22 protein-coding genes, 1 other RNA gene and 2 pseudogenes are annotated in these 25,633 nt (G+C 56.0%); 23 read left to right on the top strand and 2 right to left on the bottom strand.

Features of this window, described 5'->3' with window-relative positions; genetic code table 11:
- Positions 1-94: 94 nt before the first annotated feature.
- The 9 genes from PCH01S_RS13380 to rnpB all read left to right on the top strand — a co-directional run bounded on the left by PCH01S_RS13380 (position 95) and on the right by rnpB (position 8,825).
- On the top strand, positions 95-922 hold the full coding sequence (locus tag PCH01S_RS13380; RefSeq protein ID WP_042230031.1) for a pyruvate, water dikinase regulatory protein: 828 nt from the start codon (positions 95-97) through the stop codon (positions 920-922).
- A 103-nt stretch (positions 923-1,025) separates the two neighbouring features.
- Positions 1,026-1,469, top strand: a complete 444-nt coding sequence (locus PCH01S_RS13375) for a YaiI/YqxD family protein (protein WP_009671649.1) — start codon at positions 1,026-1,028, stop codon at positions 1,467-1,469.
- A 61-nt stretch (positions 1,470-1,530) separates the two neighbouring features.
- Complete coding sequence (gene dnaG, locus PCH01S_RS13370; protein WP_042230030.1) at positions 1,531-3,357, top strand: DNA primase; 1,827 nt, start codon at positions 1,531-1,533, stop codon at positions 3,355-3,357.
- A gap of 39 nt (positions 3,358-3,396) precedes the next feature.
- The gene (rpoD, locus tag PCH01S_RS13365) at positions 3,397-4,521 is read left to right on the top strand and encodes an RNA polymerase sigma factor RpoD (protein WP_042230028.1); all 1,125 of its coding nucleotides are present in this window, start codon (positions 3,397-3,399) and stop codon (positions 4,519-4,521) included.
- Between the two features lie 59 nt (positions 4,522-4,580).
- Entirely contained in the window at positions 4,581-5,567 is a 987-nt protein-coding gene (locus PCH01S_RS13360; protein WP_042230026.1) for an alpha/beta hydrolase, read from the top strand.
- Between the two features lie 82 nt (positions 5,568-5,649).
- Complete coding sequence (locus PCH01S_RS13355; protein ID WP_042230023.1) at positions 5,650-6,477, top strand: hypothetical protein; 828 nt, start codon at positions 5,650-5,652, stop codon at positions 6,475-6,477.
- A gap of 3 nt (positions 6,478-6,480) precedes the next feature.
- Positions 6,481-7,239, top strand: a complete 759-nt coding sequence (locus PCH01S_RS13350) for a tRNA (adenine(22)-N(1))-methyltransferase (protein WP_042230020.1) — start codon at positions 6,481-6,483, stop codon at positions 7,237-7,239.
- On the top strand, positions 7,215-8,330 hold the full coding sequence (locus tag PCH01S_RS13345; protein WP_042230018.1) for a Nif3-like dinuclear metal center hexameric protein: 1,116 nt from the start codon (positions 7,215-7,217) through the stop codon (positions 8,328-8,330). Before PCH01S_RS13350 ends, PCH01S_RS13345 begins: the two co-directional genes overlap by 25 nt.
- Positions 8,331-8,409: 79 nt before the next feature.
- Positions 8,410-8,825: RNase P RNA component class A (gene rnpB / locus PCH01S_RS29340), an RNA gene on the top strand.
- A 120-nt stretch (positions 8,826-8,945) separates the two neighbouring features.
- Here the strand turns inward: rnpB and PCH01S_RS31110 are convergent.
- Positions 8,946-11,039, bottom strand: a complete 2,094-nt coding sequence (locus tag PCH01S_RS31110; protein WP_053228709.1) for a S8 family peptidase — start codon at positions 11,037-11,039, stop codon at positions 8,946-8,948.
- A gap of 194 nt (positions 11,040-11,233) precedes the next feature.
- Between PCH01S_RS31110 and PCH01S_RS13335 the strand changes: the two genes are divergently transcribed.
- From PCH01S_RS13335 to PCH01S_RS13290, 10 genes are all read left to right on the top strand, one after another.
- Complete coding sequence (locus PCH01S_RS13335; RefSeq protein WP_042230013.1) at positions 11,234-11,734, top strand: YpuI family protein; 501 nt, start codon at positions 11,234-11,236, stop codon at positions 11,732-11,734.
- Between the two features lie 169 nt (positions 11,735-11,903).
- Positions 11,904-12,113: a DUF1540 domain-containing protein gene (locus PCH01S_RS13330; protein ID WP_042230010.1), complete on the top strand. Its 210-nt coding sequence runs from the start codon at positions 11,904-11,906 to the stop codon at positions 12,111-12,113.
- A gap of 45 nt (positions 12,114-12,158) precedes the next feature.
- A complete protein-coding gene (locus PCH01S_RS13325) occupies positions 12,159-12,575 on the top strand; it encodes a DUF4190 domain-containing protein (RefSeq protein WP_042230007.1) in 417 nt (138 codons plus the stop codon).
- 141 nt (positions 12,576-12,716) lie between these two features.
- Complete coding sequence (locus PCH01S_RS13320) at positions 12,717-13,640, top strand: ABC transporter ATP-binding protein (protein ID WP_042230005.1); 924 nt, start codon at positions 12,717-12,719, stop codon at positions 13,638-13,640.
- Positions 13,637-14,410 (top strand): ABC transporter permease, encoded by a 774-nt coding sequence (locus tag PCH01S_RS13315; protein ID WP_042230002.1) that lies wholly within the window; start codon positions 13,637-13,639, stop codon positions 14,408-14,410. The genes PCH01S_RS13320 and PCH01S_RS13315 overlap by 4 nt, the downstream gene beginning before the upstream one ends.
- Positions 14,411-14,534: 124 nt before the next feature.
- On the top strand, positions 14,535-15,320 hold the full coding sequence (locus PCH01S_RS31605; protein WP_042230000.1) for a lytic transglycosylase domain-containing protein: 786 nt from the start codon (positions 14,535-14,537) through the stop codon (positions 15,318-15,320).
- 230 nt (positions 15,321-15,550) lie between these two features.
- Positions 15,551-16,717 (top strand): cysteine desulfurase family protein, encoded by a 1,167-nt coding sequence (locus PCH01S_RS13305; RefSeq protein WP_042229997.1) that lies wholly within the window; start codon positions 15,551-15,553, stop codon positions 16,715-16,717.
- 2 nt (positions 16,718-16,719) lie between these two features.
- Positions 16,720-17,937: a tRNA uracil 4-sulfurtransferase ThiI gene (gene thiI, locus PCH01S_RS13300; RefSeq protein WP_042229995.1), complete on the top strand. Its 1,218-nt coding sequence runs from the start codon at positions 16,720-16,722 to the stop codon at positions 17,935-17,937.
- A 147-nt stretch (positions 17,938-18,084) separates the two neighbouring features.
- Entirely contained in the window at positions 18,085-18,756 is a 672-nt protein-coding gene (locus tag PCH01S_RS13295; RefSeq protein ID WP_009674003.1) for a TerC family protein, read from the top strand.
- A gap of 100 nt (positions 18,757-18,856) precedes the next feature.
- Entirely contained in the window at positions 18,857-19,783 is a 927-nt protein-coding gene (locus PCH01S_RS13290; RefSeq protein ID WP_241688721.1) for an IucA/IucC family C-terminal-domain containing protein, read from the top strand.
- 310 nt (positions 19,784-20,093) lie between these two features.
- Here the strand turns inward: PCH01S_RS13290 and PCH01S_RS13285 are convergent.
- Positions 20,094-21,308, bottom strand: a pseudogene (locus PCH01S_RS13285) (MFS transporter); the annotation flags it as partial.
- A 156-nt stretch (positions 21,309-21,464) separates the two neighbouring features.
- Here PCH01S_RS13285 and PCH01S_RS13280 point away from each other — a divergent pair.
- The 4 genes and pseudogenes from PCH01S_RS13280 to PCH01S_RS13265 all read left to right on the top strand — a co-directional run.
- On the top strand, positions 21,465-23,198 hold the full coding sequence (locus PCH01S_RS13280; RefSeq protein WP_042229989.1) for an alkaline phosphatase: 1,734 nt from the start codon (positions 21,465-21,467) through the stop codon (positions 23,196-23,198).
- 83 nt (positions 23,199-23,281) lie between these two features.
- Positions 23,282-24,058 carry an ABC transporter ATP-binding protein gene (locus PCH01S_RS13275; protein WP_042229988.1) on the top strand — a complete coding sequence of 259 codons (777 nt, stop codon included), beginning with the start codon at positions 23,282-23,284 and terminating at the stop codon, positions 24,056-24,058.
- Positions 24,055-25,347 (top strand): ABC transporter permease, encoded by a 1,293-nt coding sequence (locus PCH01S_RS13270; protein WP_042229987.1) that lies wholly within the window; start codon positions 24,055-24,057, stop codon positions 25,345-25,347. Before PCH01S_RS13275 ends, PCH01S_RS13270 begins: the two co-directional genes overlap by 4 nt.
- 80 nt (positions 25,348-25,427) lie before the next feature.
- A pseudogene (locus PCH01S_RS13265) lies at positions 25,428-25,633 on the top strand (hypothetical protein); the annotation flags it as partial.

Below are 25,633 nucleotides of genomic sequence, written 5' to 3'. Positions count from 1 at the left end.
GTGGCGGCCGCTTTGATTTTCGAAGCTACCACGGTCCTTTTGTCTTCGTTTCCGCTTAAGTATTCCCGAATAGCTACAGGGAGGAAGAACTTACATGAATCCTTCAAACAATCCGGTTATCGTTTACGTGGTATCGGATGCGATCGGAGAGACGGGAGAATCTGTCGTCAATGCCGTCGCGCTGCAATTTTATCCTGCCCCGATCGTGATCGAGCGGGTTCCTTTTGTGCATGATATCGAGGAAATCGACCGCCTTCTCGCCAAAGTCGCCCGTCAGCAGGGAATCATCGCGTTTACGCTGGTCATTCCCGAGCTTCGCGATTATTTGACCCAGAGAGCGGAACAGGCGGGGTTCGCTTACGTCGATCTACTGGGACCGCTTATTCAGACGTTCGAAAAAGCGTTTAACCGCAAGGCCCGCCATCAGCCGGGTGGCAATCATCCCCTGGATGAGGATTATTTCAAAAAAATGGAGGCGATCGAGTTCGCCGTTAAATACGACGACGGCCGCGATTTCAGCGGGATCGTTAAGGCGGATATCGTCCTCGTCGGTGTATCCCGGACGTCGAAAACTCCTCTTTCCATGTACCTGGCGCACAAAAAATACAAAGTCGCCAATGTCCCCCTCGTTCCGGAAATGCAGCCGCCCGAAGTGCTTTTCAAAGTGCCTAAAAACAAGGTGATCGGCCTGCTTATCGACCCGGACAAGCTCAACGCCATCCGCCGGGAACGGCTGCGCACTCTCGGACTCGCGTCCAATGCAACTTATGCCAAAACAGAACGTATTAAACAAGAGCTGGAGTTCGCGGGAACGGTGCTTTCCCGGATCGGATGCCATGTCATCGACGTATCCAACCGCGCCGTCGAAGAAACGGCCAGCCTGGTTCTCGAACAAATTCGGCGTCACCCTCATTTATCCTGAACATGCAGGATTTTTCGAGAGATGAGCGTATATACTAGTACAGCAGGACTATTAGCTGGTATCGGGGGCATTATCCATTCAACATTCATCCTTTCAAATTGTTGTGGATGCGGATGCGTGTCCGGTTAAGCCCGAGATCATCCGGGCGGCCGCGCAGTATTCGGTTCACGTGCTTATGGTGGCTTCGTTCGATCACCGGCTGAAAGGGCAGGAAGGAATCGAGGTGATCCAGGTCGACCGTTCGGACCAGTCCGTCGATTTGTTCATCGCCAATCATATCCGGCGCGGAGATATCCTGGTTACGCAGGATTTCGGTCTGGCCGCCATCGGTCTGGGCAAAGGGGCGGTATGTCTCTCGAACCGCGGGCAGGAATATACCGACCGGACCATTGATTTTCTTCTTGACCGGCGTCATACACAGGGGAAGCTGCGCCGTGGAGGCAAGCATTCCAAAGGACCGAAGCCCTTTACGGATGAGGATCGGGAATTTTTTCTACATGGTTTGACAAAAGTTTTACTTCGTTTGCAGGAGAATAGGCCTGTTTAGCGAATACGTATAGTTGTTTACCGCACATGAAGCTTTTTTATAAGGATTGAAGGTGGGGGAAATGGGTTACGGACGCATTCCGGATGAAGTGATCGAAGCTGTTCTGCAGCGTCATGACATTGCCGATGTGATAGGAAAATACGTCCATTTGACCAAACAGGGCCACTACCTGAAGGGGCTTTGTCCGTTTCACTCGGAAAAATCGCCCTCGTTTACGGTGACGCCCGAGAAACAGATTTACCACTGCTTCGGATGCGGAGCGGGGGGCAACATGTTTCAGTTTCTCCGGGAAATCGAAGGCTACACGTTTGCCGAAGCCGTCCGGCACCTGGCGGAGGAAGCGGATATCCCCGTTACGTGGGAGGAGTCATTGTCCGCGGACAACCCGCAGCAGAAGGACCGGTCCAAAATGCTGGAGGCCAACGAGAAAGCGGCCAAACTGTACCGTTATATTCTAATGAATACCGATCAAGGCAAGAACGCACTCGATTATGTGCGCAACCGGCAGATGTCGGATAAATTGATCGACACTTTTCAGATCGGATATGCTCCCGCCATGTGGGATACGCTTGTACAGCAGCTTCAGAAAGCGGGCTACGATCTTCCGCTGATGGAACGGGGAGGGCTAGTTTCGGCCCGTTCCGAGGGAGACGGTTATATCGACAAGTTCAGGGACAGAGTGATTTTCCCGATCTGGGACGCGCAGGGCAAAGTCATTGCCTTCGGCGGCCGGGCGCTCGGGGATGTGCAGCCTAAGTACTTGAACAGTCCTGAGACGATGCTCTTCAACAAAAGCCGTGTGCTGTATAATTTTCACCAGGCACGTCCGCAAATCCGGAAAACGAATACCATGGTATTGTTTGAAGGATATATGGATGTGGTAAAAGCTTGGGAAGCTGGGGTGAGAAATGGTGTCGGTACGATGGGTACCGCGCTGACCCCCGAGCATGCGGAACTGATCCGGCGCAACGCCGGACGGATCGTGATCTGTTACGACGGAGATTCGGCCGGACAGAATGCGGCTTACAAGGCAATCCCTCTGCTTGAACAAGCAGGCTGCGAAGTGAAAGTGGCTATGCTTCCGGATGCCAAAGATCCGGATGAATACATTACCGCATACGGCTCCGAGAGATTTGTACGGGAAATCATTGATTACGCCGTACCCTCGATCAAATACAGGCTGCACTACATTCGCCGGCATTTCCGTTTGCAGGAGGAAGGCGATCGGATACGCTACCAGCAAACGGCTTTGAAGATGATTGCGGACTTGAGCTCGATCGAACGGGAGCATTATTTAAAACAGCTCGCCGGGGAGTTTGAGACCTCTTACGAGTCGCTCAAGCAAGATTTGGCCAACCTCCGGATGAAATCGGAAAAAAACCGGACAGTCAGGGATAATATCGACGTTCCGTGGAATAATGGTAGGCATAATAGGAAGGAAACGCCAAAAGCGCCGCTTTATCCGGCTTATCATAACGCGGAACGGCAGCTTCTAGCCGTCATGATGCACGATCGGGATGTTAGCGCCTATGTGGAAGAACGTTTAGGCGACGAATTTAACGTGGATGCTCATGCCGTTCTGGCGGCTTATTTATATGCTTTTTACGCCCAAAACTCCACACCGAGCGTGAGCCGTTACATGGCGATGATTCAGGACGACAAGCTCGAAAATCTGGCGAGTTCCATCGCGATGATGGGCGCGCACCACGGTGTGAACGAAATCGTCATCGACGATTTCATCAAAGAAATCAAAAAATATCCGAAGCAGCAGGAAATATCCAGAAAAAAAGAAGAAATGATCCGTGCGGAACGCTCAGGGGATCCTTTGCGGGCTGCGCAAATTCTTAGTGAAATTATTGCCCTAGAGAAACAGCTTAAATTTTCGTAACGCAGGTTCCGGATAATCTAGGGAGGAGGGAGTTGGATTATGGCGAACGATCAACATACTGAGATCGAAACCGAGTTGACCCTGGAGCAGGTAAAGGAGCAGCTTATCGAGTTAGGCAAGAAGCGTTCCTCGCTCACTTATAAAGACATCACAGAACGGCTGGCTCCTTATGATCAAGATCCGGAACAGATTGACGAGTTTTTCGAACAATTGTCCGAAATGGGAATTGACGTAGGGAACGAGTCCGATGAGGACGAAGGAAGAATGCGTCGGGAGGGCGATCAAGAGAACGATGAGTTCAGCTTTGAAGATGATCTGACTCTCCCGCCGGGCATTAAAATCAATGACCCGGTGCGGATGTATTTGAAAGAGATCGGGCGTGTTCCCCTTCTTTCGGCAGAGAATGAAGTGGATCTGGCGAAAAGAATCGAGCAGGGCGACGAGGAAGCGAAGCGCCGTCTGGCCGAAGCGAACCTCCGTCTCGTCGTCAGCATCGCCAAACGCTACGTCGGACGGGGCATGCTGTTCCTGGATCTGATCCAGGAAGGAAACATGGGTCTGATCAAAGCGGTGGAGAAATTCGACCATACCAAAGGGTATAAATTCAGTACGTATGCCACCTGGTGGATTCGTCAAGCCATTACGCGCGCCATTGCCGATCAGGCGAGAACGATCCGGATTCCGGTTCATATGGTGGAAACCATCAATAAGCTGATCCGGGTATCCCGCCAACTGCTGCAGGAATTGGGGCGCGAACCGACGCCGGAAGAAATCGCGAAGGAAATGGAACTGAGTACGGATAAAGTCCGCGAAATCATGAAGATCGCACAGGAACCGGTATCCCTGGAAACTCCGATCGGGGAAGAAGACGATTCCCATCTGGGAGACTTTATTGAAGATCAGGAAGCGCTGGCACCGGCGGATGCGGCGGCTTACGAACTTCTTAAAGAACAGCTTGAAGATGTTCTCGATACGCTGACCGAGCGTGAAGAAAACGTGCTTCGTCTTCGCTTCGGTCTGGATGACGGGCGTACCCGGACTCTGGAAGAAGTGGGCAAAGTTTTCGGGGTTACCCGTGAACGGATTCGTCAGATCGAAGCCAAAGCGCTTCGCAAGCTGAGGCACCCGAGCCGCAGCAAACGGTTAAAAGATTTCCTTGAATAGAATCCGAATGCCCGCCTCCGGCGGGTTTCTTTTTTTCAAATAGAAGGAGGAAGGTTGAAATGTCAAAGACCCTGTTGATCGGTTTGTGCATACTTGCGGTTCTTGCTGTGGCTTTGACAGCGGCAGCCTTCTATATGTTCGGGTTGGGAATACGCCGCAGCAGCAAGGAATTTCTTCAGAACAGCCCGGATCTTGCGCATCACATAGAAGAAATCGCTGTAGACCCGTCACCGGCTTCGGCGGATAACTGGCTTGCCCGTCAGACGCTGGAGCAGGTGTCCATTCAATCGGCGGACGGCCTTCGTCTAAACGGCTGGTATCTGGAGGCCGAGCGGCCTTCGGACGTAACGGCGCTGCTGGCGCACGGGTATTCCGGGCAGGGCAGGGACATGGCCAGCTTCGCTCAAATTCACCATGAGCTCGGGTATAACGTGCTCATGCCGGACAACCGCGGGCACGGACAGAGCGAAGGGGAGTATATCGGCTTCGGCTGGACGGACCGATTGGATTACGTCAACTGGATCCGGTATATTTTGCAGCGGAGCGGCGAAAACGCCCGGATTTTGCTCCACGGCGTATCCATGGGCGGAGCTACCGTGCTGATGGCAAGCGGCGAAAGATTGCCGGATCAGGTGAAGGGAATCATCGCGGATTGTTCCTATACGTCCGTCAAAGACATTCTGAGCTACCAACTCAAGCGGATGTTCAAGCTGCCCGCGTTTCCGCTTATTCCCCTGACCAGCCTGATCTGCAAATTAAAAGCGGGCTATTTTTTCGGGGAAGCTTCGGCGCTGCGTCAGGTAAAGCGTACGGAAAAGCCGATTCTGTTTATACATGGAGAAGCGGATACGTTCGTTCCGTTTTTTATGGTGCACGGCTTGTATAAGGCGGCTCCCGCGGGCAAAGATCTGTTCATGGTTCCCCGTGCGGGACACGGACTTGCTTTTATGACGGACAAGGACGGCTACCGGAGCAGGGTGACCGATTTCGCCAAGCAATGCCTGGAAGAAAAGCAAAAGGTCCTGCAGGCACGGTCGGAAGCTTGAATCCGCAAATGCAGGATCATCGGATTTCCTTCTCAAATTCGGAAGGCGGCGAACCGATAAAGTTCTTGGGAAGGTGAAGCTAATGGATGACGAGAAACGAACGGCTATTATTAAAGAAATCGAACACTGGCGGAGATCTAAGCTTCTGCCCGCGCAGTACTGCGACTTTCTGCTGAATTTGTACATGGAAACGGGTGCGGACCATTCCAGAAGGGTTTTGGGCATATCGACCAAATCCATCCGGGGGAGCCACTGGAAATTCTGGGTTGCAGCCGTCGTAATTATTATTGTTTTATCATTGACGCTCCTTAATTTTAACTCTTTTGGAATTTCTTTGCAAATTGGCGTTTCGGCCGTATTTGTTGTATCTTGGTATATAATCGGCTTTCGGCAAAAAGAAGAACAGCCTTTCAGGGCCCAGCTTTCGACGGGCATCGCTTCGGCGTCTCTGATCGGTTTCGGAGTCTGGATTCTTTATGGAAACGGCTTGACTGCACAGTTGTACATCGGGTCCTTCGTAGCTCTTTGCGGCCTCGTCTGGCTGCTTGTCGGCCTTCTCGGGCGGACGCCGCTGCTTCAATACTGCGGATGGCTGGCACTGCTTATTACGTACGGATTCGTACTGAGCCAGCGTCTGGAGCCCGCTACCTGGTACAAGCTGCAGCTTGCCTGGCTTCCGCTTTCTTTTATCCTCATGTGGATCGGGTGGCTCATTCAGCACCGCTGGAAGAAACCGGGCCTGGTTCTGCTGCTCGCGGGAGCTACCGTATGGATCGCGCCCGAGCTGTTCGGACTCGCCTGGGGCACCTCGGCGCAGCAGCTACTCCAGCTATCGCTTGCCGGTAAAGTGGCGGCGGCGGGAATCGCGCTGTTTGCCTATCGTAAAAATTGGACGGAATGGGTTGCTTAAAATATGGTGAAATTGTCTCAACGTTTATTGGAAATTGCGAAAAAAGTCCCTCATGGGGCAAAACTTGCGGATATCGGATCCGATCATGCCCTGCTGCCGACCTTTCTGGTGCAGCAGGGCACTGTTCCGTCTGCGGTTGCGGGCGAAGTGAACCGCGGTCCGGCCGAGGCGGCGCAGCGTCAGGTCCGCGACGCCAATCTGAGCGGGCAGATCGAAGTCCGGCTCGGGGACGGCCTTTCCGTGCTGCGGGCGGGCGAGGTAGATGCGGTGACAATCGCGGGGATGGGCGGGGCTTTGATAGCGTCCATTCTGAATGCCGGCGAGGACAAGCTGACAGGCGTGTCCACGTTGATTTTGCAGCCGAACGTAGGCGAGGACATTGTCCGCAAATGGCTGCGCAGTCACGGCTGGCACCTGGCCGGCGAGACCATTCTGGAGGAGGACGGCAAAATTTATGAAATTTTGACGGCCGTCCGGATGAAACCGGAGGATGAGGGAGACGCCGGGTTATATGCGGATCGCCTTCTTGACGGGCTTCGGGTAACCGGAGAGACACTCCTGCAAATGGGTCCCTACCTGATTCAGAATCCTCCGCCGGTCTGGTATGCGAAGTGGGAGTATGAACTCGATAAACTGGCCATGATCCGAAGACAGCTCGACCGTTCGGTTTCCGGAAATGCGGAAGAGAAGCGGTCCGGTCTGGAGGCGGAAATCTCGCGTATCAAGGAGGTCTTGGAATGTTTGCGAAAGGACAAACCGTAATTCAAATGTTCGAAAAGCTGGCGCCCAAGCACTATGCCGTGCCTGACGATAAAATCGGCCTGCAGCTCGGTACGCTGCAGAAGGAAATCAAAAAAATCCTCGTGGCGCTGGACGTAACCGACGAGGTTGTGGATGAAGCGATCCGGACGGGAACGGATCTGATTATCGCGCATCATGCGATCATTTTCAGACCTCTGGCCCACCTGCAGACGGATACGCCGGCCGGACGGTTGTACGAGAAGCTCATCAAGAACGATATCGCGGTCTATATCGCGCATACGAATCTGGATGTGGCGGAAGGAGGCATCAACGACCTGATGGCTGAGGCTCTGGGCTTGAAGGACCTGGTGCCTCTGGACGAGGTTCACACGGAGAAGCTCAGCAAGCTGGTCGTTTTCGTGCCGGAAAGCCATCACGAGAAGGTGCTTCAGGCGCTGTTCCAGGCCGGAGCGGGCTGGATCGGCGATTACAGCCACTGCTCGTTCAACATTTCCGGCACGGGGACGTTTATGCCCCGCGAGGGCACGAAGCCCTTCCTGGGCGAGCAGGGCAAGCTGGAACGCGCGGATGAGGTGCGCGTGGAGACGATCGTACCCGCGGGCATCCAGCGGGCGGTGGTGCAGGCGCTGCTGAAGGCGCATCCGTACGAAGAGGTCGCTTACGACCTCTATCCGATGGACCTCAAAGGCCGTACGTTCGGCCTTGGACGCGCCGGCAAGCTGCCGGAGCCTCTTACGCTGCGCGAGCTTGTCGAAGCCGCGAAGCAGGCTTTCGACGTGCCGACGGTGCGCGTCGTCGGCGATCTGGACCGCACCGTCCGCAAGGCTGCGGTGCTGGGAGGCTCCGGCGGCCGGTATGTGCGCAGCGCGATGTTTGCGGGAGCCGATGTCCTCGTGACCGGGGACATCGACTACCACACCGCGCACGACGCGCTTGCCGCCGGCATGTGCCTGATCGACGTGGGGCATAACGTCGAGAAAATCATGAAGCGCGCGGTGGCGGATTACATGAACCGCGCGCTTGCGGAAAAGAAATACGAAACGGTTGCGGCGGCATCGGAACCGAGTACGGAACCGTTCCAATTTGTTTAAAAACGCGAATTGGCTGCATTCCCAGTCATTCGTTGTTGAATTCGGCGCCGATAACCTGTATACTAGCAAATGTTCTCGGAAAGTTTGACAGACAATCGCTGGTGATGCTTGCATCACGAGAGGAAAGTCCGGGCTCCATAGGGCAGGGTGCTGGATAACGTCCAGTCAGCGCGAGCTGAAGGATAGTGCCACAGAAATGGACCGCCGATGGCGTCGCAAGACGCACAGGCAAGGGTGGAACCGTGGTGTAAGAGACCACGAGGGGTACTGGTGACTTTACCCCTGGTAAACCCCACTTGGAGCAAGACCTAATGGGACGCGGTCTGCAGGCTTTGCCTGACAGACAGCCTTAGCCCGAGGCGCGTCCGGGTTGGTCGCTTGAGCTGTATAGCAATGTATGGCCTAGATAGATGATTGTCACTTCAATGGTGGGAGGGTATCGTAGCCCGCTGCACCACCGGAAGTACAGAACCCGGCTTACGGCAAGCTTTCCATCCTTACGACATCGAAAAACCGCCCGTTATCTTCGGATAACGAGGCGGTTTTTGAGTTGTGCGCAGAGACGCGTATTTTTTTCTTCTTACTTTAACATGTACCCAGGCCGGGACAGCATAGTTAAGGGGCTACGGGCGCCGGTTTCGTTCCGGGAAGGCCGGCCTGTACGGGACCCCGACCAAGGGCGGCTTCCACGGCTTTGTCCACATTGATGAGGCCGTACCCGAAGGAAGTGTCGCGGCCTTTGTCTCCGATATCCGTAGCGGTCTGGCGCATCAGCTCCATCACTTCGGTATTCTTGAGGGACGGATTCGCCGAACGGAGCAGGGCCGCCAGAGCCGTCACATGCGGGCAGGCCATGGAAGTGCCGGAAAGCGCCGCATATTGGTTCTGCGGGTAGGTACTGGCGATGCTGACACCCGGAGCGGCAACGTCGATATAGTCACCGTAGTTCGAGAAAGACGCCCGCCCGTTGCTGGAATCCGTGGCGGCGACCGCGAACACTTCAGGATAAGCTGCCGGATAACCCGGCCGTTCCGTGTTGTCGTTGCCGCTGGCGGCGATCAGTACTACGTCGCGGTCGTACGCGTATTTGATGGCATCATGCAGGAAATCCGAGCTGGCATAGTTGCCGAGACTAAGGTTAATCACCTTGGCACCGTGGTCGGTAGCCCAGATGATTCCCTGGGCAACGGCATACGTGCTGCCGACTCCGCTGCTGTCCAGAGCTTTGACCGGCATAATTTTGTTATACCAGGTCATACCGGCTACTCCCAATCCGTTATTAACCTGCGCGCCGATAATTCCGGCTACGTGCGTGCCGTGACCGACATCATCCATCGGCTGCGCGGTCGGATCCAGGACGTTGTAGCCTTCGATGAGTTGACCTTTCAAGTCCTCATGATTGACGTCGGCTCCCGTATCCACGATCGCCACCTTGACATCCTGAGTGCCTTTGTTAAAATTCCAGCCTCTCAGCGTATTCGTGATCGGAAGGTTCCACTGATATTTGTTGAAAAGAACGTCATTGGGAATGACGTCCGGCTGCTCGGCCGCCTGCTCCCCGGCCCCGGAGCGTGTCCGTCCTGAATTGTCGCTTCGGCTGCCGGGCCACCAGTCAAAAAACCAGCTTAGCGGTTTGGTGCCGCGGGACAAATCATTCGTTTCGTAAATATAATGGGGCTCCGCAAAGCGAACATCCTGGCGTTTGCGGAAATAATCCATTAGCTGCTTGGCTTCGAGGCTGCGGGCGGTAATAATATACGTATTTCCGATAAGCTTGACCTTGGTGGCACCGATTTGGGTCCGGATACGGGATAGCTCGGCTTCGCTAGGAGGACGGTTAAACTGGACCACGACGTCATGACGCTCGTAATGGCTGGTGCCTTCATGGTCGTCGGGATGAGTCACCCGTTTGCTGCGCAGCGTGTCAGTATCTACGCTTTCGATTTTCCAGCGGCTTTTATCGGAATGGAAAGATTGCAGCCGGAGATTTTTGCGCTGATGATTGGACACCTCCTGTAAAATATGCTGGCGTACGACGGCGACGACTGAGCTTTTCTTGTCGGGAGCGGGCACGTTCAGCACAAAGTACGGTTTATCCGCTACCGTGAAATTAGGCGACTGATATGTCTTTCCTTGTGAGGCCGCTTTTTTCGCCTCCTCGATATAAGGCTGGGCGCTCTTGGCAAGTTCTTTGGACAGTTTGCCGGAGACGATTTCGCCGGAGGAAGCGGAAGGCGAGGTGCCCGCACCGGACGGAGCCGAAGACGCGCCTGAAGCTCCTGGGACGCCGGCATTGCCGGAACTTCCTGCGGCACCCGCACCAGGACCGGACGGAACTGTAGTTCCCCCGGGAGCGGCAGGTGCGCCGGCAGAAGGGGAACTGCCCGGGGTGCCGCTGCCGGTTTTCACGGGTATCCAGTTCAGGCTAATAATATGGCCGTGTTTGCTCTGCATCTCCCGCATCGTTTCTTTGATCTTCTTGGGATCGGCGTGGTTCAACGAAGCATACATCTGGTTAACATGGAGCAGGCACTGATTCCGGCACAATTGGTCGGTTACGGCGACATCCTGGTCCAGAACCGCTTGTTTATATTTCAGCTCGGCTTCCGGCTGTACGGGTCTGGCTTCTGGTTTCGTCTGACAGGCGCTTGTTACGACAAGCAGGCTGCCGAGTATCATGCCGCCTAAGGCGGCAGTAGGGCGTCGCATGGGTCGGAGGCCTCCTTTCCTTCGTCTGATCTACACTTAAAAGTAGGGTGGGAAAGGGGCGCTTTTTTTATACCGAAACCGGACATTTCCACTCAAGAATCGGGTACCTTTTCCAGAGAAAGTGTGATACTATATGGATGGGCTGAGCCGGGTGCGAGTTCCCGCTCTGTTAACTAGAGGAGGTCATAACCGTAATGGCAATGGATAATGTTAAGAAGGCGTGCGAGACAACGAGAAAGAAACTGAAGGAAGCGGCGGACCGTATCGAGTCGTTTCTGAACACCTACTCTCTTCCGCAGTTAAATGCAGAGTCCGATCCCGAAATGGAAGATTTTTACCGCGGCTATTTGCAGGATACTCGTCACCTGCTTGTTTTCTGTGAGGTGGCTTACGAGAAGCTCGGAGTCAGCTTGCGCAGACCGACCTTTAACGTGGATTTTACCGAAAAAGTGCTGTATGAAGTGTATCACAACTGTATCAGCCCTTTCTTTTACCCGAAGAACGAGTGCTACTCCGAAGACGGCCGTTACGCGTATACCGGACAGGATGCCATTCGTTTCCGCAAAAAACCGAATCGTGAAGTACGCGATCTGACGATCGAATTATCCAAGATTTTCGAAGAACTCCGCGAAGAACTGTCTTACTATGAAAATGACTACATTACCCAGCGCCGCATGCAGGGCGAACGGGTTTAAAATAAGAGATACGAAGCCTCCGCGCGCGGGGGCTTTTTTGTTTGCGGTCATGAGGTGGGGGCATGGCTGCGGGGGTGGTAGCGATCAAGTCCGTTTGTCAGGTTGTGACAGGACTCCTTGCGGATATCCCAACAGCCTTCGTGAGACCCTATGCTTGGGGGTGATCAATATGCCAGAAGTCAAATGCGCCGTTTCGAACTGTGCCTACTGGGGACAGGGGAACAACTGCCGCGCGGATATCATTATGATCGAAGTGGACGAGCACGCGGATGCCGACCTGTCTTCCGAATTTGCCGGTGAAGAATTTGATACGCGTCATAAGGATCAGGCTGCGGACCGTGCCAATACGTGCTGTCACACGTTCAAAGAGAAGAAGTAACACGCGCACCCGGGATTCCTCAACAACAAGAGGAGGTCTTCACGTATGACTCACCACAAAAACCGCAAGAAGCAGGGGCGCACGCGGGAACATTCTCAAAAGCTTGACCCGGCCGAAGCGAATTCTTCTGCGGGGCGGGAGCATGCCGGGCGATCGGACCGTGAGGAATATGCGGGCGAACTGGCTCCGGGGCTTGCGGGACGCAATGTGGAAGACGCAGGCGCCCGAAGCAGGGAGGATGCCGACTCGGATGCGTGGATAAGCGCTCGTGCGCTCGGAATAATGGCGCTCGTGTCGTCCGTTCTTTCTTTTTTTCTGCTCCCGTTTGTGCTCGGACCCCTTGGGGCGATTCTCGGGTACATGGCGTTGGCGGACGGAAGCAGGAGAGCCGGCGGCTGGGCAATCGCGATCGGACTGATCAGTTTTTTTTCCAATTTGTTTTTCGTCCCGTTTGTGATCTAGCGAGCGGCGAAAAAGGGCCTCCGGGCCCTTTTTTTATAGGGGTCTTGGAAGGGACGGGGCAGACGAAATTAGACGAAACCCCTTTAAACCGTTATAATTTGCTCAGACATGCTATGCTGGATAGGATTGGAGGATGATCCAATGGAAACCGAACAAGCTATGGAACTGGTAGGCGTATCGAAAACGATAGGCGGAAAACCGATTATCAAGGACTTGTCCTTTTCCGTCCGGCGGGGGGAAATCTGCGGTTTTCTGGGACCGAACGGTTCCGGTAAAACGACGACGATCCGCATGATGGTCGGCTTGATGTCTATGAGCGCGGGCGAAATCCGGATTGCGGGCTTTCCCGTAAGGACGCGGCGTTCCGAGGCGCTTGCCCATGTGGGCGCTATTGTCGAGAACCCCGAGCTGTACCCGTATATGTCGGGCCATAAAAATCTCGTCCACTTTGCCCGGATGGCGGCCGGACCCGTACCGGCGGGACGGATGGAGGAAATCGTGGAGCTGGTCGGGCTGACCGATGCGATTCACGACAAAGTCAAAACGTACTCGCTCGGCATGCGGCAGAGGCTGGGAATCGCTCAGGCGCTTCTTCACCGGCCGACGGTGCTTATTCTGGATGAACCGACCAATGGTCTCGATCCGGGCGGCATACGGGAACTCCGCGATTATTTGCGCAATTTGGCCAAAACGGAATCGATTGCGATTCTCATCTCTTCTCACCTCCTGGCGGAGGTCGAGCTGATCTGCGACCGCGCCTTGATCATCCAGGAAGGCCGGCTTGTCGGCGAGCGTATCGTTCGCGGCGGAGCGACCGCAGAGGACGAGTTGGTGCTGGTTGAATTCGAACTGAAGGGAATCGAGGCGGGAGAGCACACGGCCGGGGAATACGGGCTGCTGAGGCGCGAAAACGGGCTGTATACCGCCAATTTGTCCAAGTCGGCGATTCCGGAAATCGTGTCCCGGCTCGTCGGGCAGGGGATAGATGTGTATCAGGTGGCCATCCGCAAGCCGACGCTTGAAGACACCTTCCTCCAGCTGACGAAAGGAGAGGACAGCCGATGAAATTCCTTTCGCTCGTACAAAATGAAATCATGAAAATCACAAGCAAAAAATCGACTTGGATTTTCTATATCTTTCTGCTGCTGCTCAGTCTGTTTGTGGGTCTTCCCATTAAACTGTGGATTCCCGGTTTTTCGGACGGCCACAATTATATCAGCTTTGCCGGCACCGTTTTTATGGTCTGCTCGCTGTTTGTAACCTTGTTTGCCCTCGTTCTTGGGGCGCAGACGGTGACGGAAGAGTACAAGGACGGAACGATCAAGCAGCTGCTGATCCGCCCGGCCGGCCGAACAGCCATTCTGCTGTCGAAATATGTCGCCTGCGTAATTATGGTGCTCATCGCTTACGCGGTTCTTTTTCTGAGTTCCGTAGCGGTAGGGGCCGCACTGTTCGGGACGGCCGAGCTGCCTAACGAGCATTTTATCGTTCTGTCCAGCTCGTATTGGTATTCGCTGCCGGACATGCTCTTTATGTTCACGCTCGCCTTCTTTATCGCGACGGTATTCCGCAGCAGCGCGCTGGCGATTACGGTGGCCATTGTCATGAATCTGGCGGGCTCGGCTTTTGCCGCCCTGCAGTACAACTGGGCACGGTACCTCATATTCAACAATACGAACTGGAAGATCTATGATACCGATCCTCTGATCAATCAGGGTACGCCGCCTCCTTTCCCGGGAATGACCTTTGGATTTTCCCTGACGATCTATGTGCTGCATCTGGTCATTCTTCTGGGCGTCACGATCCTGGTCTTCCGGAAAAGAGACGTGGCCTGAGCGGGTAATTCCGGTAATGGAGCCGGATTTTCGGCGAATTTGGCAAAAAGGGTTCAAAACGGGACGCTTCGTGCCGATATAAGGTTTATAATTTGCTTAGGGGCTTACAAACGGGGATGAGAAAATGGTATCTATTGATCCGCGATTAATGAAAGAGCTTTTAAAACTGGAGATGCTGAACAAATCGACGCTGTTTTCCGGCGCCGGCGGAGGAGTGTCGGGTGCTTCCGAACCGGGCGAGGAATTCAGCTCGCTCCTCAACACGCTTCTCATGGAGCAAGGCGGCCTGTCCGCCGATCCGGCCGGGGAGAGTGCACTCGGCATTCTGCCGCTGGAAGCGCTGCAGGGCGCGTGGACGGGCTCGGCTGGGGCGGTTCCCGCTGCCGCCGGCACGGGTTTAAGCGTTCAGCGGCAGGCGAAGGCGCTCCGGTCCTACGAAACGGCCGCCGGAGCCGTACAAGCTTCTCTGCCCGCTTCCGCACGCGAAGCGGCTTACGACGCTTACATCGTACAAGCAAGCGAACGTACGGGCGTAGATCCCGCCCTGATTAAAGCGGTGATCCGCCAGGAGTCCTCCTTTAACCCGAATACGGTTTCGAGAGCGGGAGCGAAGGGGCTTATGCAGCTGATGGACGGCACGGCAAACGGACTGGGCGTCACGAACGCCTTCGATCCGGAGCAGAATATCCAAGGCGGAGCGCAGTACTTGTCCTACCAGCTTAAGCGTTTCGACGGAAATGTCGGCGTCGCTCTGGCGGCCTATAACGCGGGACCCGGTCGGGTCAACAAGCTGGGTATCAAAAACGATTCCGATTTACTAGAGAAAATGCATCTGCTGCCGAACGAAACCCAGCAGTATGTGAAAAAGGTTATGAATGCCAAGGAACGGTACGACCGGGAGTTTACTTAAGCTTAAATAACGTTGGAAAGAAGCGGTTTCTCCGGCTGGAGAGGCCGCTTCTTTCTGTTTTTTCAGAAGGTCAGGCAAGGTGCGGAAGCAATCTTGGAAATGGCGATCGGCTTACGTTGAAGATAAAGGCGGCTTGTGTTCGGGGTGGTTTTGCGATTTAATGAGGAATATGCACGTGACAGGCACAACCCATAACGCGATTTTTTTTCTATTAGAAAGGACAGAGATAGATGCTTTATTTGGATAACGCGGCAACAACCCAGCCTTACAAGGAAGTGGCGCAGACGGTTGCGGACGTGATGCTCCAGCATTTCGGCAATCCGTCTTCGATTCATAAATTCGGCCTGGACGCCGAGAAACTGGTTAAAAAGAGCCGCGAGGTGATTGCCTCCGCTCTTAGGGCCCGGTCGGAAGAAATTATTTTTACGTCGGGAGGGACGGAGAGCAGCAATCTGGCCATCAAAGGAGCGGCTTACCGGTACCGCAGCCGGGGCCGTCATCTCATTACAACAGCGGTCGAGCATGCTTCCGTAACGGAGGCTTTCCGTCAATTGCAGGCGGAAGGCTTTGAAGTGACGGTGCTTCCCGTAGACGAAACTGGCCAAGTCCGCGTGGAGGATGTGAAGGCGGCCGTCACCGGCGAGACCATTCTCGTCAGCGTCATGCATGTGAACAACGAGACGGGGCGGATACAGCCGGTCGGGGAGATCGGCCGGTGGCTGCGCGAGAAGCAGACCGTGCTGTTTCATGTGGACGCCGTACAGGGAGTAGCCAAGCTGCCCCTTTCTCCGGACGAGCTGGGTATCGACTTGATGAGCGCGTCTGCCCACAAGTTCAAAGGCCCCAAAGGAGCGGGCTTCCTCTATAAGCGGACGGGCATCGACCTTCAGGCCCAGCTTGTCGGGGGAGGCCAGGAGCAGGGAATACGCTCGGGCACCGAGAACGTGCCCCTGATCGTCGGGATGGCCAAGGCACTTCGGATCGCCACCGATAATCTGGCAGAGGACATCCGGCGTAAGCGGGCTTTCCGCAGAATTGCGGTCGAAGGCATTCTCGGGCTTCCCGAACTGGCTTTGACAGGTTCCCGCGATGAGGAAGACATGGCGCCCCATATCGTTCATTTTACGTACCCGGGCATGAATTCCGAAGTTGTCGTACATGCTTTGGAGCAGCGCGGCATATATATATCAACGAAGTCGGCTTGTTCTTCGGGAGAGCCGGAGCCCAGCAAAGTGCTGCTCTCCATGGGGCTGGACCGGGCGCATGCCTCAAGCGGACTGCGGGTGAGCTGGACCGAAGAGCATTCGGAAGCGGATGCCCGCCGGTTCGTAGAAGCGCTCCGCGGCGTAATCGCCGATCTTGTACCGGTGTCTGAGCGGACGAAAGGGGGACGCTGATCATGATGTCTCCTTTGAAGCCCGATCTGCTGCTCGTCCGTTTCGGAGAAATGATGCTGAAGGGCAAAAACCGCTCGCGCTTTGAAAAAAAGGTCGTCAGCCAGCTCCGCGGCGTTCTTGCGCCCTTTTCCCAGGTCAAGCTGGTGACCGAATACGGCCGGGTGTATATCCGGCTCTCCGATGCGCCCGCCGAAGATGTAGGCAAAGCCGTCTCGAAAGTGTTCGGTATTGAAACATACAGCCCCGTGTACACGGCTCCATCCGACAGCGAAGCGATTCAAGCGGTGGCGGTCGCGCTTATGAAGAAAGTCGTGAAGCGTCCGCAGACGTTTAAAGTGGAAGTCAAGCGCGTGGATAAAAGCTTTCCGTTCGATACGCTGGAAATGAACCGGATCGTCGGCGGCGCCGTGCTCCGGGCTTGTCCGGAGCTCAGCGTAGATGTGCGCAGCCCCGAAACGACACTCCGGGTGGAGCTTCGGGAGAAAGGGGCGCTGCTGTTCGTGGAGACCTTCGAGGGAGCGGGCGGTTACCCGCTCGGCACGAACGGCAAAGCCGTGCTCCTGCTCTCCGGCGGGATCGACAGCCCGGTGGCGGGCTGGCAGGCGATGCGCCGGGGGCTTGAGCTCGAAGCTGTGCATTTCCACAGCTTCCCGTACACGAGCGAGCGGGCCAAGGAGAAGGTGATCGAGCTGGCCCGCAAGCTGTCCGCGTACAGCGGCGGAAGCATCAAGCTGCACCTCGTGTCTTTCACCGAGGTGCAGACGTCGATTTATGCCGCGTACAAGGACAATCTGCTCGTCACCATTCTCCGCCGCGCCATGTACCGCATCGCGGAGACGATTGCGGAGCGGGAGAAGGCGCTGGCGCTGGTGACGGGAGAAAGTCTCGGGCAGGTGGCGAGCCAGACGCTGCCGAGCTTGAACGCGATCGGCCGGGCCGTATCGCTTCCTGTTCTGCAGCCTTTGATTGCGACGGACAAGAAGGAGATCATCCGCATGGCCGAGCAGATCGATACGTATACGTTATCGATTCAGCCTTATGAAGACTGCTGCACGCTGTTCCTGCCGCCGTCGCCGAGCACCAACCCGAACCTCCGGGTCATCGAGGCGATCGAAAGAGGCCTTCCGCAGCTCGACGAATGGATTCTGCGGGCTGCGCAGGAGGCGGAAACCGTCGTTGTGACTCCCGAGGATCAGGCGGAGGAGGACGCCTATTTCTGATTCCTTCCGTCACGGACGGATGAGGAGAAGGAAGGTGACCGATCCGGGAATGTGAGGCGGCGGCAGGCTGCGGGCAGCTTTAAGCTCTAGGTCTAGGCGGCTTTGCTTGGACTGCAGTGGAGCCTGATGCGGAAGGGGAGAAGCGGTGTGCTTGAACAGTTGGGACTGTTTCTGCAAATCATGCTGATCAACATCGTACTCAGCGGAGACAATGCCGTCGTCATCGCGATGGCAAGCAAAAATCTGCCGGCCGCACAGCGCAGGCAGGCCGTATGGTGGGGAGCGTTCGGCGCGATCGCCCTGCGGCTCATTTTGACCATTATCGCCGTGGGCGTTCTGAAAATCCCCTTTATCCAGGCGGCAGGCTCGGTATTCCTGCTCTGGATCGCCGTGAAGCTGCTGATGGACAACGATGCCCATTCGTCCGTTCTGCAGGCCAGCACCCTGTCGAAGGCGGTCTGGACGATCATCGCGGCCGATTTCGTCATGAGTTTGGACAATGTACTGGCGATTGCCGCCGCTGCCGGGAATAATCTGACCATTCTGATCCTGGGGATCGGCCTGAGCATACCCATCATCATCTGGGGAAGCGCCGTTGTCGTGGAGCTTCTGGAAAAGATGCCGGTACTCATTTACATGGGGGCCGCCGTTCTGGGCTTTACCGCCGGAGAGATGTTCCTTAGCGATGCGAAGCTGAGCGGCTGGCTTCTCGGGGAATGGCCGCATTGGCCGGTTCCGTGGCTGGGGGCCGTTCTGGTCGTAGGCATCGGTCTCTTGAAAAAATGGCTGCTTCCGGCCAAAAGAAAAACCGTGTTCTGACACGGCATCGCAGTCTAGCCTGCTTTTCCAAGACGCATGCGGAGTCTGATTATTCAAACGGCCGGTCCTTCGGGGCCGGTCTTTTCATGCCGGATGCGATATGGTAAGATGGACACAATTGATAACGGTTCTCATTTTCGTGAAAGTAGTGAAGACAAGGCACTGCCGACCCGGCAGGCTGATTTTACAGGCGGTGAGAGATGTGCAGACGGAAAACAATCACGCATGGACGGAAGATCCGGCGAAATTCCGGGAATTTTATGCCAAACAGTTTCGGGTCCATCTAGGCGGAGAGAAACTCCTTGAGAACACGACCGGAGAAAGCGATTTTTTGCAGGAAGGCTTGGAGGAAATAATCGGGCATTACAAGGATGTATATAAAACCGAACACCTTCGGGCAATCGGCGCCACTCTGTCGAGCTACCTGAGCCTGATTCCGGCCGCTTTTCTTCACGCCATGTCGCACCATAACATCGCATTGCCGCTGGATCCGGCTTCAACGTCCATCCAGTACGATGGAGAATCGTTTTACTTGCATCTGAGTGGAAGCCCCTCAACCTTTGTGGTGCCGGAACTTCCGCGGGAAGAGAGGCGGGCACATCTGGTCGGCAGCCTGTTCGATTCTTATATGAAGCCTGTTTTTCAAAGGCTCCGAGAACTGACCGGGATAGATAAACACTCCCAGTGGTCATACGCGGCATTAACGCTGCAACGAAGCTATGATAATTGGATGGATAAGGCTTCCACGGAAGAACTTAAATATCTTCTTCGGGAAGACTATGAATATGTCGTCGGGGGCTCGGACCCTGCCTGGTTCGAACGTTCGGGAGTCCGGGACAGGCATCCGCTGGATCTTCCTTTCAAGTTTGTGCCCGACGTTTATAACGAAGGCAAAACGGTGCGTATGAAATACCGCTGTTGTCTGTATTACAAGCTGACGGGCACCTACTGTTACACGTGTCCGGCCATTACGGAAGAACATCGTTCCCGCCGTGCGGAAGAAATTATTTCGGCCCGTAGCAAGTAGACTGCGGGCAAGCCGGCTGCATCTGCGGTCCCGGTCGTTGAACCCCCTCGCGCACCAAAAACCGCCGTTACTCCTGGAGTAGCGGCGGTTTTTATTTGGGCTCGAGTAATTTGGCAAGCCTGCAGCTTGCATCTGATGCAGCGTCAGCTTGTGACGGACGTATCGCACATGGTTGACGGCCGGCATGTGACCTCGCATCGTGCGCCGGGGCCCTGCCTGTGCGGGATCGCGAGGTGTTTTGTTTTTGCGCGGCGTGCGCCCGGTTTGCCGGGTGTCTGGGTTAAGCTGCCTCGAGCCGCCTCGAGCTGCGTTAAGCCGCTTTAAGCTGCGTGCTTTTACGCCGTGTCAGCAGCAGATAGACGCTGTAAATGACGATCAGCAGCACGATGAGCAGGACGGACCAGCGGTAGGCGGCCCCGTAGCTGCCGACAAGGGAAGCGAAGGCGCCGAGCAGCATCGAACCGGTCCCGATGCCCAGATCGTTGGCGGAGTAGAACGTGCTGTTGGCCGCTCCCCTCCTGGACGGCGCCGTCCGGTCGATCGTCCACGCCAGCAGGGCCGGCTGCACGGAGCCGAACCCCGCGCCGAAGACAGCCGCGGCTGCGGCAAGCGACGACGCGGAATGGGCGTAGGAGAGCAGCCACAGACCCGCGCCGGTAAAGAAGGCGCCCGGAAACAGCACCCACGCGGGCCCCTTGCGGTCATAGACCAGTCCCGTCAGCGGACGGGTGATCAGCAGCATGACCGCATTGCAGACGAAGAACCAGCCGACGTTGCCGATACTGGCTTCTTTACCGAACAGGGTGAGGAAAGTGACGATTCCGCCATAGCAAACGGCCGTACAAAACAGCAGAAGGGACGGAAGCAGCGCACCCGGCTCGATCAGCCCCTTGCGGAACCCGCGCCAGGAGAAGGGGCCGGAAGAAGCGGGTGGTTTTTTACGCTCCGAACGGATAAACAGGGAGAGCAGCAAAGCCGAGAAAGCGAGAACGGTGGAAAAAATGAACAACGGGTGAAAACCGTACTCCGCGGCGATCCAGAGGCCCGTCAAGGGGGCCAAGGCCATCGCCATCGTATTGGACAATCCGTAGATGCCCATCCCTTCGCCCCGGCGTTCGGAAGGGACGATATCCGAAATCACCGTCCCGAGCGAGGTGGTGGAAATTCCCCAGCCGATTCCGTGAATAAAACGGAGCGCGAGCAGCATAGCGACAACGGCGGCTGCCGAATAACCGAGCACGGCCAGCCCGCACAGGGCGAGTCCCGCGGAAAGCACATGCCTCCTGCCGATCGTGTCCAACGCTTTGCCCGCGAACGGGCGAGTCAGCAGAGAGGCGACGGTAAAAGTGCCCATGGCAAGCCCGATCTGGGTCTGCCCGCCGCCAATACCGGCCGCGTAAAGGGGAATGGTCGGAATGAGCAGTTGAAAACTGAAAAATAAAAGCAGGTTCGAAAGGGAGGTCACCGCAAAGTCTCGGGTCCAGAGCGGTTTTTTCTTGGATTTCCGGTTCGTAGCCATCTCCGTTCTCCTGTCCTTCTGGTTACCGGTAGTATCCCCTTTTTACATCGGCTTAATAGTATCCCCTTAATTTAACAAACTTGCGCGCTTTCTTTTAACTGTCGGAAATAATAAAGCCGTACGATGAAACTTGTTGGGAACTTAAAGTCGGAGGGGATTCTTTTGAAAAAGATCATTCATCGTTCGATGATTGCCGGAACGGCAATCGCACTTCTTCCACTCACGCTGGCAAGCGGCGCACTGGCCGCAGGCACAACGGCAGCAGAGAAAGAACAGAAGGCGGCATCCAAGAATGTGATCGTGCTGATCGGCGACGGAATGGGACCGGCCCAGGTGTCGGCCGGACGTACGTTTTCCAAAAATAAGCTGGGCAAAGATCATTTGGAGCTAGACTCCTACTTCGTTGGACAAGCCACTACATATGCGGACCGGGGAGAAGACGGCGGCACAATCGTTTCCGGTGAAGTGACCGACTCCGCTTCGGCGGGAACGGCTTTCGCAACGGGTAATAAAACGTACAACGCCGCGATCAGCGTTTCGAACGAAGACGTGTCCAAGCCGTTCGCTTCCGTGATCGAAGCTTCCGAGCTGGCGGGCAAAGCGACGGGACTCGTCACCACCGCTCGTATCACTCACGCTACACCGGCCGTATACGCTTCTCACGTGCGCAACCGCGACAACGAGAGCGCCATCGCGTCCCAATATTTGAACGACGGAAATGTGGACGTGCTGTTCGGCGGCGGCAAGCAGTTTTTCCTGAGCAAGGAAGAGAAGGGCAAGCGTACGGACAAAACGATCATTCCGGACTTCGAAAAAGAAGGCTACAAAGTCGTGTACGACAAGCAGGGGCTGGCATCGTTGGACGGCAAAACCGGAAAAGCGCTCGGCCTGTTCGGAAACTCTCACGTGGATTATGTGCTGGACCGCACGAATACCGTCCCTAATCTCGCGGAAATGACCAGCAAAGCGATCGACATTCTTTCCACGAATCCGAAAGGGTTTACGATGATGGTGGAAGGCGGACGCATCGACCATGCGGGACATGCGAACGATCTGCCGTCCGTCGTGCAGGAAATGCTCGATTTTGACGCAGCCGTTAAAGTAGCCATGGAATTTGCGAAAAAAGACGGCAACACGTCCGTCGTCGTAACGGCGGATCATGAAACCGGCGGCCTGTCGCTTTCCCGCGACAATATTTATGAGATCAACGTGGACGCTTGGGACGACCAGCAAAAATCGTCGGAACTGATCGGCGGAGAACTCAAAAACGCCAAAACCATCGAAGACGTAAAAGCGCTCGTAGCCAAATATACCGGCCATACGGATCTGACTGATGATGAAGCGAAATTCATTCTCGCCGGAGACGGCTCTTCGTACAAGCAGGAAGGCGCATTTAACGCCGTGATGTCCAAGCGTTATCTCGTAGGCTGGTCCGGACACGGACATTCCGCTGTCGACGTGGGCGTATGGGCGTATGGTCCTATCGCCGAGAAGGTCAAAGGCCAGATCGACAACACCGAGATCGCACGCGCCGTGGCTTCCGTGGCGGGTATCGATTTGAAAGCGGCGACAGACAAGCTGCAAAGCGAATATGTGTACCCGAAATTCAAAATAACCCGCGAAGGCGCGGTTCTTTATCCGGCCAGAGCGCTGGCTGAAACGCTGGGTGCCCAAGTGAAATGGAACGGAGATTCTCGCGAAGTCGTTCTGAGCGCGGGCGGCAGCAATCTTTCCGTAAATATCGATACGCAGGCAGCGGCCTTGAACGGCCAGGCAAGCGGCTTCCAAGCGAACATCGATAACAACGTCCTCTATCTTCCGCTGGAAGCATTCAACAAGCTTACGGGCAAAAACTTGACATGGGACGCGCTCTCCGAGCGGATTAAGCTGAAATAATCGGCCGGGCGGAGCAGTGCCGGCATCATCCGACGGACAGGGGCATAAAGCTCCTGTCCGTTTTCAATGGAGGCTGATACAAGATGATTAAGCTTACAGGCGTTAAAAAACAGTTCCGGCTGCCCGGCGAAGGGAAGCTCCCCATTTTATCCGTTCCGGAATGGGAGGTGGAGGAAGGCGAGCAGCTCGCGTTAATCGGTCCCAGCGGGAGCGGCAAAAGTACGCTGCTCCATTTGCTCTGCGGCGTACTCGCTCCGGACGAAGGGCAGATAATTGTCGACGATGTGCCTCTTCATGCCCAATCCCAGGCCCAGCGCGACCGCTTCCGTTCCGAGAAGGTCGGAATTATCTTTCAAGATTTTCACCTCATGGCCTCGCTGACGGCCAGGCAGAACGCGGAGCTGGCCTTGCCCGTGAAAATGCCTAAATCCCGCAAGCGGGAACTCACAGCGGAATGGTTCGAACGCGTCGGGCTGGCCGACCGGATGAACCATCTGCCCGGTCAACTGTCCCGCGGACAGCAGCAGAGGGTGGCGATGATCCGGGCCCTGATCCGCAGTCCGAAAATCGTGCTGGCCGATGAGCCGACGGGAAGCCTGGACCGGGAAACGGCCGAGGACGTGATGCGGCTTCTCCTTGAGCTTACCGCATCCGCGAATGCGACGCTGCTGGTCGTGACCCATGATCTCGAACTGGCGGCCGGGTTTCGGACGCGGACGCACATCGGGGAGCTTAACGAGTGGTACACGCCGAAGGGAGCGGCCCACCCGGCAGGCGGGTCTGGTCGCGACCCTATTTTGCCGGGAAATATGGCTGAGCCCCTGGGGACGTCCGGCTGGAAAGGGGAAAAGCTGGGATGAATGTATTTCAGGTTATCTGGCGCAATGCGCTTCACCGTAAAACATTATCGATCTTAACGATGCTTTCGGTCGCCTTGACGGCCGCTTTGCTGCTCTTCGTGCTGATGTGGAACGAAGGCGTGGAGAAAGGCGCCGAGAAAGGATACGGTCCTTTCGAGATTACGATGGGCGCGGAGGGGAGCAAGACCCAGCTTGCGATGAGCACCTACTATCACATCGGGGCGCCGACCGGGAATATTCCGAATGCCATATACGAGCAGGTGAAGAAAGAAGCCGAGGCGGAGGAAGTTTTCGCCATAACGACGGGAGATAATCTGAACGGTTATCCCATAGTCGGCGTAGACGCCGGGTATTTCGCTGTCCGGTACGGAGATAAACAGCTCGCGTCGGGAAGCTTGTACGGCGGGCTAGGCGAAGCGGTTATCGGTTCGCATGCCGCCCGCACGCTCGGCTTGAAAGTGGGAGATACGTTCAAGGGCGGGCACGGCCTCGTCCATTCCGCCGAAGCGGCGGGAGAGCATGCGGAGGAGCACCATGAGAAAGAGAGCGGGGAGCATGCGGACGCAAGCCGTGAGGGCGCACAGGGCGATCATAACGAGCATGAAGGGCATGACGAGCACGACGGGCATGAAGCTTTCTCGTACAAAGTCGTCGGCATCCTGCCGCCCCTGCACTCTCCCGACGATCGTGCCGTGTTCACGACGCTGGACTACGCCTGGGCGGTCCACGGGGAAGAGGCGCAGCACGACCGCGAAGTGACGGCACTTATGGTGAAGCCGAAATCGCTTCTCGGCGCCCAAGCGCTCAAAAACAAATACGACGCAATGACGGGCCTTCAGGCCATGTATACCGGCAAGGCCGTAGCGGATGTCGTCAATGTGGTGGATAAAGGAACCCAGGTTGTGCAGATCGTTACGTACCTTTGCGTCCTTCTGGCCGCTTTGACTCTGCTGCTGTCTTTGCTCGCGGCGGCAAGTGAACGCCGCAAAGATGTCGCGCTGCTGCGCCTGATCGGCAAGCCGGGACGCTACGTGTGGACGGCGCTTGTCGGCGAAGGTGTTTTTCTGACCGCGGGAGGTCTGCTTTTCGGCCTTCTGCTTGGCCATAGCGCCGGAGCCGCCGCAAGCTCTCTGCTGTTTGACTTCGCGGGAATCCAGATCGATCCGTGGTCGCTTGCGCCCGGCGAGCTGCTTTTGGCGGGAGGAGCCGTCCTGCTGGGAATAGCCGCTTCGGCGATTCCGGCCTGGCAGGTTTACCGGGTGGACCCCCTGTATCTGTTCCGTTCCTGAACTGGCTGCAAGCAGCGCAGCAGACAGGCTGTCCGTAAAGACCGGACAGCAATCCCATTCAAATATATAGGAGGAAATCCATGATGAACTATACTCGCACGGTCTTGACGATTCTCGCCGCCGCGCTCCTGACCGCCGCTTGCGGCAAAGAAGAGGCGCCGAAGCCTGCCGCGCAGTCGTTCGGCTCCGCAACCGCCGCGCAGACGCCGGCAGACGCCGCCGCATCCCCGACCGCGGCAGCGCCTCCCGCGGGAAGCGCCGCGCCGGAGGCGACGCCTGCTCCGAC

Origin of the sequence: Paenibacillus chitinolyticus NBRC 15660, assembly GCF_000739915.1 — a bacterium.
In the GTDB taxonomy this organism is placed as follows: domain Bacteria; phylum Bacillota; class Bacilli; order Paenibacillales; family NBRC-103111; genus Paenibacillus_F; species Paenibacillus_F chitinolyticus.
This window is presented reverse-complemented; position numbering and strand designations above follow the sequence as displayed.